This is a genomic window from Oliverpabstia intestinalis (genome assembly GCF_009696065.1).
GTDB classification, from domain to species: domain Bacteria; phylum Bacillota; class Clostridia; order Lachnospirales; family Lachnospiraceae; genus Oliverpabstia; species Oliverpabstia intestinalis.
In genome coordinates this window covers 115329-121792 of sequence record NZ_VUMS01000009.1, presented here as the reverse complement: position 1 = coordinate 121792, position 6464 = coordinate 115329, and the positions used below count along the sequence as shown (strand labels likewise).

6 protein-coding genes are annotated in these 6464 nt (G+C 43.4%); 3 read left to right on the top strand and 3 right to left on the bottom strand.

Features of this window, described 5'->3' with window-relative positions:
* Window positions 1-378: 378 nt before the first annotated feature.
* Window positions 379-2406 carry a glycoside hydrolase family 127 protein gene (locus FYJ57_RS06505; protein ID WP_154432086.1) on the bottom strand — a complete coding sequence of 676 codons (2028 nt, stop codon included), beginning with the start codon at window positions 2404-2406 and terminating at the stop codon, window positions 379-381.
* Between the two features lie 190 nt (window positions 2407-2596).
* Here FYJ57_RS06505 and FYJ57_RS06500 point away from each other — a divergent pair, with 190 nt between their 5' ends.
* Window positions 2597-3433 (top strand): AraC family transcriptional regulator, encoded by an 837-nt coding sequence (locus tag FYJ57_RS06500; RefSeq protein ID WP_154432085.1) that lies wholly within the window; start codon window positions 2597-2599, stop codon window positions 3431-3433.
* On the opposite strand, the gene FYJ57_RS06495 is transcribed toward FYJ57_RS06500, so the two are convergent.
* A complete protein-coding gene (locus FYJ57_RS06495) occupies window positions 3424-4212 on the bottom strand; it encodes an HD domain-containing protein (protein ID WP_277663685.1) in 789 nt (262 codons plus the stop codon). The genes FYJ57_RS06500 and FYJ57_RS06495 overlap by 10 nt on opposite strands.
* 169 nt (window positions 4213-4381) lie before the next feature.
* Window positions 4382-5203: a TrmH family RNA methyltransferase gene (locus tag FYJ57_RS06490; protein ID WP_154432084.1), complete on the bottom strand. Its 822-nt coding sequence runs from the start codon at window positions 5201-5203 to the stop codon at window positions 4382-4384.
* A gap of 701 nt (window positions 5204-5904) precedes the next feature.
* Between FYJ57_RS06490 and FYJ57_RS06485 the strand changes: the two genes are divergently transcribed.
* Together FYJ57_RS06485 and FYJ57_RS06480 are read left to right on the top strand one after the other, a co-directional pair.
* On the top strand, window positions 5905-6177 hold the full coding sequence (locus FYJ57_RS06485) for a type II toxin-antitoxin system RelB/DinJ family antitoxin (RefSeq protein WP_118568352.1): 273 nt from the start codon (window positions 5905-5907) through the stop codon (window positions 6175-6177).
* The gene (locus FYJ57_RS06480) at window positions 6174-6455 is read left to right on the top strand and encodes a type II toxin-antitoxin system YafQ family toxin (protein ID WP_118576073.1); all 282 of its coding nucleotides are present in this window, start codon (window positions 6174-6176) and stop codon (window positions 6453-6455) included. Before FYJ57_RS06485 ends, FYJ57_RS06480 begins: the two co-directional genes overlap by 4 nt.
* Window positions 6456-6464: the final 9 nt, after the last annotated feature.

The following is a 6464-nucleotide window of genomic DNA, read 5'->3' as shown; positions in this document are numbered from 1 at the left end:
AGATAATTGAACTCTATTTTTCTTAGGGCGTGCCATAATAATAACCTCCATAGACATATTTTATCATCTATGGCAATTATATCAAGAAAAGAACATTAATTCAAATATCAACGTGTCAGTACACTAGTACATCGTTTCGTAAATAACTGTATCCTTCACGTAGGATACGGATTCGAGTGTGCAGTTCAAAAAACGTAGGCGTAGCGGGCTACGCTGAGGCTTTTTAAACTGTGCAATCGGATTCGTAGACAAGTGAATGATACAGTTATTTCGAAAACGATGCACTAGCTCAGCTTTGCGTTACCAGCGGTTGTCAGTCCCACCAGGGGCGGCTCCGGTTCGTCCTCCTTAGACTAACCCGACATTTTCAAAGAGTTCCTAAACCCGAACCCAAACCATCATCTCATTCTCCCCTCTGTTTGCCCAGGTATAATAAGGAACAAACTTCAGTTCAACAGCTTCCTTCTCCTTTCTCTTATACACATGATACAGCTCTCCATCCTTTTTTGCTGTATCCACAACACGGAACCCATTCATCTCCACAACTTTCACCGGATTACCACAGATCTCACTGTCCTTGATCTCATACTTACCATCCGGATTCACTTCTAAAAGATGCAGATCCTTACCATTATCCACTTCTTCCAGACAGTACACGATCGGTCCACGTAATACTGCAACTTTTCCTGCATCCTCACGTACCTTCTCATCTGCCTCCATCAAAAGCAGCGGCATGGAAAAATGAAGTTTCAGAACATCTTTTTCACTCCAGGCTTTCTTCACATACAGATAACCGTCCTTTTCAGACATTTCATCCTTCTCAATGCCATCTACAGTATAATTTCCACCACACCAGTCCGGAATACGAAGTGCCAATACAAAATCTGTATCCTTTGCTTCCACAGCGATCTCCACATTTCCATCCCATGGCAGTTCCGAAGTAATTGCTACATTCGCATCCTTATCTCCCACCTTTTTGGTCAGTTCACTGCCCATATAAAGATGTACAAATAAAGTATCCTCTTTCTCTGTATATGTATAAGAACCGATAGAACTTACCAGACGAGCCAGGTTCGGCGGACAGCATGCACATCCAAACCATTTCTGTCGAACCGGTTTTACATGGAATTTTCTCTCATCTTTGTGGCTGGCCTCCGGCAGAACTTCCAGAGGATTTACATAGAAGAAACTCTTTCCGTCCAGAGCCATTCCACTTAGGATTCCATTGTACAAAGCTCTTTCCATAACATTGGCATATTTTGCATCCGGCTTGATCTCAAGCATTCTTCTTGCAAAGAAAACCAGACCGATGGAAGCACATGTTTCTGCATATGCAGTATCATTTGGCAGGTCATATGGATAAGAAAATGCCTCACCGATCTGTGTACCACCGATGCCTCCGGTAATATACATTTTTTCATTTGCCATACTGTCCCAGAGTTTTTCACAGGATTGATACAAGGTTTCATCTTCTGTCAGTCTTGCAATATCTGCCATACCGGAATACAGGTATACGGCACGTACTGCGTGACCTACTGCTTCATCCTGCTGGCGTACCGGCAGATGAGCCTGGTTATAAAAATAACGCAGGTCGTTTTCATGGCCTTTTTTCACTTCTTCCGGATGCTCTTTATCAAAATAATAAGGTCGTTTTCCACGCTCATCGATAAAAAACTTGCTCAATTCCAGATATCTTGGCTCTTTTGTCACCTCATAGAGACGTACCAGTGCCATCTCTGCAATCTCATGTCCTGGATATCCCTTGCATTTTCCTTCTTCCGGACCAAAATGAGCTGCTGCATAATCTGCAAAACGAGCTGCTGCTTTCAACAATTTGTCTTTTCCGGTAGCTTCATAATATGCAACGGCTCCCTCGATCAGATGACCCATACAATACAGTTCATGATGATCCTTCAGATTTGTGAAAATCTTATCTTTTCCGTTGATAATATAATAAGTATCCAGATATCCGTCATCCTGCTGAGCTGCACACACGATATCGATGGCTCCGTCTGCGATTGCCTCCAGCTTAGGATCCGGATGCTGGGTCAGAGAATAACCGACTGCTTCGATCCATTTGGAAAAATCTGAATCCTGGAATACAAAACCATAAAACTTATCTTCCGGATGATTCGGATCTTCCGGTAATGATTCAAATCCACGGAATGTATATTTTGGTTCTATAAAAGCTTTGCCCTGCTCTTTTCTCTCTTTATTCTGTTTTCCCGCTACTTTAAAGTTTCGCATACAGAAACTGGGAGCTGCTCCCTCCACCTGGTTATTCAGGGCTGCCCACTGGTACGGGATCACTTCCTTACGTACTACTTCCATCTCCTGCTTCCAGAATTTGTCATTGATCTTCATGCTGCGCAGTGACAGCGGACGAGAATACATATTTTTCTCCATTTGCAATACCTCCTGTTTCCGATTATACTTATGGTACGGATTTTTATTATTTCGTAACTGTCAGTATCGTCGCAGTTACTTATTTTTGACTTTGTAACTGTTCAGTACCTGGCATTATACTAATACAACGATCGATTTTATAACATTGCCCGGATGGAAACCGGCATGTATAAATTGGAAAGGTGGTACCATGTTATATCTTGAGAAAATGAAAATGCATACAATTACCAGCGGAAACTATGTAACCTCTGTCCATGGTATGGTGCATCCTAACCGAATCATCGGCGAACATGATTTTTTATATATCCTGGACGGTACCTGGGAAATCTGGGAGGATGATACTTCCTACGCTCTGCAAAGTGACGATCTTTTGATTCTCACTGCCGGAAGACATCACTACGGAAAAAAGCTGTGTAACCCGGGTAACCGCCACATGTATGTTCATGCACTGCCTACCGATGTTGAAAAGAAATATAACCATCTATACCCATCTGCAGTGAATCCTTCGGAAGCTTTCCAGCTTTTTTCCTGTTCCAGCCTTCTCCACTGTCAACATAATCCAAAAGTCCGTCAATATATGCAAGAGATCATCTCTGTCTCCTGGAGTCACGATCCGGAACGCGAAAACAGACTTTCCCTTCTGTTCTCTCTTGTTCTGTGTGAACTTTCTCGGCTGGAAGCACAAAAAAGCAGCCTGACTCCCATCGATCCCATGATTGAAGAGATTATCAGGCTGATTCATTCCACGCCACAGACTTTCTTTACTGCTGGAGAAATAGCTTCCCGGTATTATATCTGCGAACGTACCTTAAACAATCGATTTCATAAGTATTGCACAAAAACCTTTCCTGCTTTCCAGATGGAAACAAAACTGGAAATGGTCCGGCAGTTTCTGCTTACCCAGCCGGATACCAAGCTGCGGGAAGCTGCCATCAACTATGGCTTCTGCGATGAATTTCATCTGAGCAAGGCCTTTAAAAAGCACTTTGGATTATCGCCCTCTCAGTACCGGCAGCTTCACGGTTGAATATTCATCTTTTCTTCCAGTTTTTTTACTGTATACGCAACTTTTTCCTTTGTATCCTCCCTGCTGTAGGGTACCCGTTCTGCGATCCGCCGGATATAATCCTGCTCCTTTATGATCTGATAAGTCTCCGGAAAATTAATGTCGAAGTACAAAGCAAGATACGACATCCAGTAATCCATTCCGGTTTTTCGATCTGCGGAGAGGACAGATTCTTCTGCCTTGCAGGACTCCCACACCTTTGGGGATATGGGGCTTGCGCCCACTGTCTTTTCATCCATATCCAGAAGTGTTTCCATGGATTCTTCCAGTTTTACTCTGCAGTTATCCAGCTTATCCGCATCCCTGATCAGTCTGGCATGCAGCAATGTCCGTTCATCTTCTATACCTTCCAGCTTAAAGTCACTGTGTTTTGCGATTGCCACACAGATCAGCTGATCAAAGGACGGATCTTTTACAAACCGACGAATCATCTGCTCCGGTCCAAAAAGAAGATCTGCTCCGTACATCGCATGATCCATAGTCCCCGGCTCAAAGCTGTGAAATCGTTTGATCTGCTCAAATCTTCCTATATCATGAAGCAGGCCAATGATCTTGGCCAGCTGAACGTCTTCCTCTCTCAGATGCATCCGGGTAGCAATCTCCTCTGCGGCATCCACCACACAATAGGTATGTACGATTTTCAGCTGAATCTTGTCATCTGTTCTGTCATACTCATCCAGATACTTTTCAAAAGCTGCTTTTGCCACTTTAAAATCTATATGCAATTCCTGTTTCTCCACCGTTTTTCCTCCTGGTTTACAACAATGCTTCGTACTTCCTTTGCTGCTTACATTTTCACAATCTTCATAATCACCCTTTAACGTCTTATGGAAAAGAGACTGCGTCTTTTCCACCCATCAACGCCTTTTTATATTGTACCATATCTTTTCTATATCTTTCTACCTAATTTCATCTTCCAAGCTCCCAGAACGCCACCGCACTCGCTGCTGCCACATTCAGAGAATCAACACCGTGGCTCATCGGGATCTTCACGGTATAATCACACGCTTCCATCGTCTCTGCCAGAAGCCCTTCACCTTCTGTTCCGAGAATGATCGCCAGTTTTTTCTGCCTTTTCAGTTCAGGATCATCGATCTCCACCGAATCATTCCGAAGAGCCATCGCCACCGTTTTAAAACCGATGTTCTGTAACTGCGCCATCCCCTGTGACGGCCAGACTGTTTTTTTATCAAAATACGTCCACGGAATCTGAAACACCGTCCCCATACTGACTCTGGCTGCCCGACGATAAAGCGGATCACTGCATCCTCCTGTCAAAAGTACCGCATCCATATGAAGCGCCGCCGCCGAACGAAAGATAGCCCCCACATTCGTCGGATTCACAACATTTTCCAGAACCGCGATACGCCTTGCTCCACGGCAGATTTCTTCCACTGAAGGAAGTTCTCGCCGTCTCATCGCACACAGCATCCCTCTCGTCATGGCAAATCCGGTCAATTTCCGTAACACCGCATCCTCTGCCGTATAGACTGGAATATCCTCCCACTGTTCCAGAATCTCCACCGCTTCCCGGTCCAGATCCTGATGCGCCAGCAGGAAAGATATCGGTTCATACCCCGCCTGCAGAGCCCGTCCGATTACCTTCGGACTCTCCGCAACAAAAATCCCCTGCTTCGGCTCCGCATACCGCAACAATTGTACCTCCGACAGGCGCACATACAGATCCAGGTTGGGATCATTGAAATTTGTGATTTCTATATGATTCTTCATGATTTTCTCCTTACTTCTAAAAAAAGGAGGAGAATCTTGCCAGATCTTCCTCCCTCTACTTTCCTTTATTTTTCTTTTTTCACCATCGACACGATACATTCCACATGGCACGATACCTTCTGATTCTGTGCCCGTTCGCGGAAACATATCCTGTCAAAACGGAAACATGTCCACACCTCTGATATCGCGCATTCACAGTTTCAAACAGATGCAATCTGTGGCAAAAATGACATCCATATCACGGTCTTGACCATTGAATTCACAGTTTAAATGATGCAACTTAAACTCTTCATAGACTTGTCCCTGTTTGGGAATATGAGAAATCTTCATAGTCAAGTAATGCCGGAAAAAAGCATCCATCACTGTTCCCTGTGTTTCATAAACAAATAATTGTTCCATCCGGTATGTATGTTTTTAATTCTCCAGCAAGCTCATGAAAGGTGTTACAAAATCTGTTTCTAATCATATCACGTTTTTCACTGAGCGGCAATATTTTGAACGTTAACATTCAGCGAAAATTTGCAATCGCAAATATTTTCTTTTTCATGTCCCGGCTATGACGGAGATCTGGATCTTGCAGCATTTGCGCTTCTGTTCGAGTTTGATGATGACCAGAAGCACATTATGCATCTTATATAATGACAATATGTTGACATCAGGCGCATTTCTGAGTATACTATACTTGAATGGAGGTGTTTTGTATGGCAACAACTAATTTAAATATTCGTACAGACAAGGCAATCAAGGATCAGGCGGAGGAAATCTTCAATGAGCTTGGTCTGAATATGACAACTGCTGTAAATATGTTCCTGAGAACCGCTATCCGTGAGCATGGTATTCCTTTTGAATTAAAACTGGAAGTACCGAATGATACTACGGCCGCTGCCATTGAGGAAGGCAGAAAAATGATGAAGGATCCTTCTGCTCCGCGTTATTCCAGTATGGATGCACTTAAGGCAGCTCTCGACGTATGAAATACGATATTCAGTTTACCACTCAATTTAAAAAGGATTTGAAGCTTGCCAAAAAGCAAAATAAAAATCTTGATAAGCTGTTTGAGGTAATCGATATTCTGGCGAATGGCGGTACGCTGGAAGCAAAATACAGAGACCATGATCTTACAGGCAACTATAAGGGTACGCGTGAGTGTCACATTGAACCAGACTGGTTGCTCATTTATGAGATTCAGAACAACGTTTTAGTACTCATGCTTTACAGGCTTGGTACTCACTCAGAACTATTCAAAAAATAGATTTAAAAA